The following is a 3924-nucleotide window of genomic DNA, read 5'->3' as shown; positions in this document are numbered from 1 at the left end:
GGCCGCCGCCCCGGCGCCGACCCCGGCGCCCCCCTCCGCTACACCACCACCCTCCCCCGGGCCACCGCCTGCTACCCCAGCGGCGGCCACCCCACCCTCCTCGTCCTCCCCACCGGCCCCACCGGCGGCGACACCGTCCTCCTCGGCTCCGAGACGATCCTCCTCAACGAGTCCCTCGCCGACGAAGGCAACGCCTCCCTCGCCCTCCAACTCCTCGGCTCCCGCCCGAACCTCGTCTGGTACCTGCCGTCCCTCGCGGACTCCGACCCCGACACCGCGCCCTCCGGCGAGGACAAGAGCTTCCTCGAACTCGTCCCGGCCGGCTGGTCCTGGGCCCTGCTCCAACTCTTCGTCGCCGCCGTCCTCGCCGCCCTCTGGCGCGCCCGACGCCTGGGCCCCCTCGTCACCGAGAAACTCCCCGTCGCCATCCGCGCCTCCGAGGCCACCGAGGGCCGCGCCCGCCTCTACCGCAAGGCCGACGCCCGCGACCGCGCCGCCACCGTGCTGCGCGCCGCCACCCGCGAACGCCTCGCCGCACTGGTCGGCGTACCCCACACCCAGGCCCACGACCCCGCGGCACTGGCCCCGGCCGTCTCCGCCCGCCTGACGGGCGAGCCCCGGGACGTGACCGCCCTCCTCTTCGGCACCACCCCCTCCGACGACGCGGCACTCGTCGCGCTCGCCGACCACCTCGACGCCCTCGAAAGAGAGGTCCGTACGTCATGACGTACCCGGCCACCGAGTCCACGGCAGTGACCGCGGACAGCGCCCGCGCTTCCCTCGAAGCGCTCCGCACCGAGATCGGCAAGGCCGTGGTCGGTCAGGACTCCGCCGTCACCGGCCTCGTCGTCGCGCTCCTGTGCCGCGGCCACGTCCTCCTCGAAGGCGTCCCCGGCGTCGCCAAGACCCTCCTCGTGCGAGCCCTGGCCGCATCCCTCGAACTCGACACCAAGCGCGTCCAGTTCACCCCGGACCTGATGCCGAGCGACGTCACCGGCTCCCTCGTCTACGACGCCCGCACCGCCGAGTTCTCCTTCCAGGACGGCCCGGTCTTCACCAACCTCCTCCTCGCGGACGAGATCAACCGCACCCCGCCCAAGACCCAGTCCTCCCTCCTCGAAGCGATGGAGGAGCGTCAGGTCACGGTCGACGGCACACCGCGGGGGCTCCCCGACCCCTTCCTGGTCGCCGCCACCATGAACCCGGTCGAGTACGAGGGCACTTACCCCCTCCCGGAAGCCCAGCTCGACCGCTTCCTCCTCAAGCTCACCGTCCCCCTGCCCTCCCGCGAGGACGAGATCGGGGTCCTGACCCGCCACGCCGCCGGCTTCAACCCGCGCGACCTGCACGCCGCCGGCATCCGCCCCGTCGCCGGCCCGGCCCAGCTCGAAGCCGCCCGCCAGGCCGTCGCCAAGGTCTCCGTCTCCCCCGAGATCGCCGGCTACGTCGTCGACATCTGCCGCGCCACGCGCGAATCGCCGTCCCTCACCCTCGGCGTCTCCCCCCGCGGCGCCACCGCCCTGCTGGCCACCGCCCGCGCCTGGGCCTGGCTCACCGGCCGCGACTACGTCACCCCCGACGACGTCAAGGCACTCTCCCTGCCGACCTTGCGCCACCGCGTCCAGCTGCGCCCCGAAGCGGAGATGGAGGGAGTCACCGCCGACGCCGTGATCACGGCGATCCTCTCCCACGTCCCCGTCCCGCGCTGATGGCCCTCACCGGACGCGCCGCCCTGCTGGCGGCCCTCGGCAGCATCCCGGTCGGCCTCCTCGAACCGAGCTGGACCGGCATGCTCGCGGTCAACGGCCCGATCGCACTGGCCTGCGCGCTCGACGGCGCCCTCGCGGCGCCCGTACGCGGCCTCGTGCTGGCCCGCTCCGGAGACACCTCGGTCCGCCTCGGCGAACCGGCGGACGTCCACCTCACCGTCACCAACCCCAGCAGCCGCAAGCTCCGGGCCCGCGTCCGGGACGCCTGGCCCCCGAGCAGCTGGCTCCCTGGCACGGAGACCGCCGCGTCCCGCCACGAGGTGGTCGTCCCCGCGGGCGAACGCCGCCGGCTGACCACCCGGCTGCTGCCCACCCGCCGCGGCGACCGCCAGGCCGACCGCGTCACGATCCGCTCCTACGGCCCCCTGGGCCTGTGGGCCCGCCAGCGGTCCCAGGCGGCCCCCTGGACCGTCCGGGTCCTGCCGCCCTTCACCAGCCGCAAGCACCTCCCGTCCCGGCTGGCCCGCCTGCGCGAACTCGACGGCCGTACCAGCGTCCTGACCCGCGGCGAGGGCACCGAGTTCGACAGCCTCCGCGACTACGTCCCCGGCGACGACACCCGCTCCATCGACTGGCGCGCCACGGCCCGCCAGAACAAGGTGGCCGTCCGCACCTGGCGCCCCGAACGCGACCGGCACATCCTCATCTGCCTGGACACCGGCCGTACCTCGGCGGGCCGCGTCGGAGACGCTCCCCGCCTGGACTCCGCGATGGACGCGGCCCTGCTCCTCGCCGCCCTGGCCACCCGCGCCGGCGACCGCGTGGACCTGCTGGCCCACGACCGCCGCCCGCGCGCCCAGGTCCAGGGCCGCTCGGCGGCCGACACCCTCCCGTCGTTCGTCAACGCGATGGCCACCCTGGAGCCGGAGCTGGTCGAGACGGACGCCAGGACCTTGGTCTCCACGATCCTCCGCAGCGCCCCGCGCCGCTCCCTGGTGGTCCTCCTGACGAGCCTGGACGCGTCTCCGATCGAGGAGGGCCTGCTCCCGGTGCTCCCCCGTCTCACGCAGCGCCACACGGTCGTGCTGGCCTCGGTCGCCGACCCGCACGTCGCGGCCATGACAAGTTCACGGGGCTCGGTGGACGCGGTCTACGAGGCCGCCGCCGGCACCCAGACCCAGTCCCAACGCCGCCGCACGTCCGACCAGCTCACCCGCCACGGCGTCCACGTCGTCGACGCCACCCCGGACACCCTGGCCCCGGCCCTGGCGGACGCCTACCTGGCCCTGAAAGCCGCCGGCCGCCTCTAGTGCTGTGGCCGGAGAGGTTTGCCGGGTCGCGGTGTCCGGTGCGGTGCATCGCAAGGTGGAGGGCCGCGGGCCGTACCGGACGTACTTCCGTGGTCCGACAACGCGGCGAGGTGCCGTACCGGGCGCCGCGACCCGGTGGACCTTTCCGGTCACAGCACCAGCTCAACTCCGCTCGAGCCATCGCCTCGCTGGATACGCTGGTCGGGCACCCACCAGGAGGAAATCATGGCCGACCTCACCCCCGAGCAGATGCGCCGCATGCACGACTTCGCGGAACAGCTCGCGGAGCTGGCCGAGCACCAGGAAGACCAATGGAAGGTGCAGACCACCGACGGCCAGATCTTCCTCACGATGATGAGCCCGACGGCTCCCCACGGGCTCAACGTGGTGCGTCTGCGCCGTCAGATCGAGGCACAGACGCCAGAACTCATGGCCCTCAACGGCACGAACATGGGTGATCCTCAAACCGGCCTGACCAAGGTCCCCGATCTCATGGTCATCGCGGAGGAAGACACCGATGACACCGCCAAGGTCGTCAACGCCCGCGACGTCCTGCTGGTGGTCGAGGTCGTCTCACGCACGAACTCGCTCACTGACATCCGCGACAAGCTGCACGACTACCCCGGGATGGGAGTGCCGCTGTATGTCGTCGTGGATCCCCGCAAGGACAAGAAGACAGTCACCGTGCACAGCGACCCCTCATCCGGACCCGACGGCATCCGTTACCGGAAAGCGGTCCCCTACGCCTTCGGGGACACCGTCACCGCCGGCCGCTGGACGCTCGATACGAGCAGCCTCAAGAGCTACCCCGCCGACTGGTGAGACGAGGCCGGCCCGATCGGTCGCGACCTGCCCGTGAACGCAAAAAAGCCCCGCACCGAACCCATAAGGGCTGGTGCGGGGCT

3 protein-coding genes and 1 pseudogene are annotated in these 3924 nt (G+C 72.8%); all 4 read left to right on the top strand.

The window, feature by feature from the left end:
• Positions 1-726, top strand: a pseudogene (locus AB8A24_RS43090) (DUF4350 domain-containing protein); the annotation flags it as partial.
• Positions 723-1709: a MoxR family ATPase gene (locus tag AB8A24_RS43085; RefSeq protein ID WP_266392005.1), complete on the top strand. Its 987-nt coding sequence runs from the start codon at positions 723-725 to the stop codon at positions 1707-1709. The pseudogene AB8A24_RS43090 and the gene AB8A24_RS43085, both read left to right, overlap by 4 nt.
• Positions 1709-3019 carry a DUF58 domain-containing protein gene (locus AB8A24_RS43080; protein ID WP_369479229.1) on the top strand — a complete coding sequence of 437 codons (1311 nt, stop codon included), beginning with the start codon at positions 1709-1711 and terminating at the stop codon, positions 3017-3019. The genes AB8A24_RS43085 and AB8A24_RS43080 overlap by 1 nt, the downstream gene beginning before the upstream one ends.
• A gap of 225 nt (positions 3020-3244) precedes the next feature.
• Positions 3245-3841 (top strand): Uma2 family endonuclease, encoded by a 597-nt coding sequence (locus tag AB8A24_RS43075; protein ID WP_328963148.1) that lies wholly within the window; start codon positions 3245-3247, stop codon positions 3839-3841.
• The last annotated feature ends 83 nt before the right edge of the window (positions 3842-3924 follow it).

The sequence above is a fragment of the Streptomyces sp. BF23-19 genome, from assembly GCF_041106355.1.
Classification (GTDB): Bacteria; Actinomycetota; Actinomycetes; order Streptomycetales; family Streptomycetaceae; genus Streptomyces; species Streptomyces virginiae_A.
Note: the sequence above shows the minus strand (reverse complement) of the source record. Positions and strands in the feature narration are given on the sequence as shown.

Excerpts from the sequence above, each read along its gene's own strand:
- AB8A24_RS43085 (WP_266392005.1), top strand. The coding sequence starts at position 723 with ATGACGTACCCGGCCACCGAGTCCACGGCAGTGACCGCGGACAGCGCC.
- AB8A24_RS43080 (WP_369479229.1), top strand. The coding sequence starts at position 1,709 with ATGGCCCTCACCGGACGCGCCGCCCTGCTGGCGGCCCTCGGCAGCATC.
- AB8A24_RS43075 (WP_328963148.1), top strand. The coding sequence starts at position 3,245 with ATGGCCGACCTCACCCCCGAGCAGATGCGCCGCATGCACGACTTCGCG.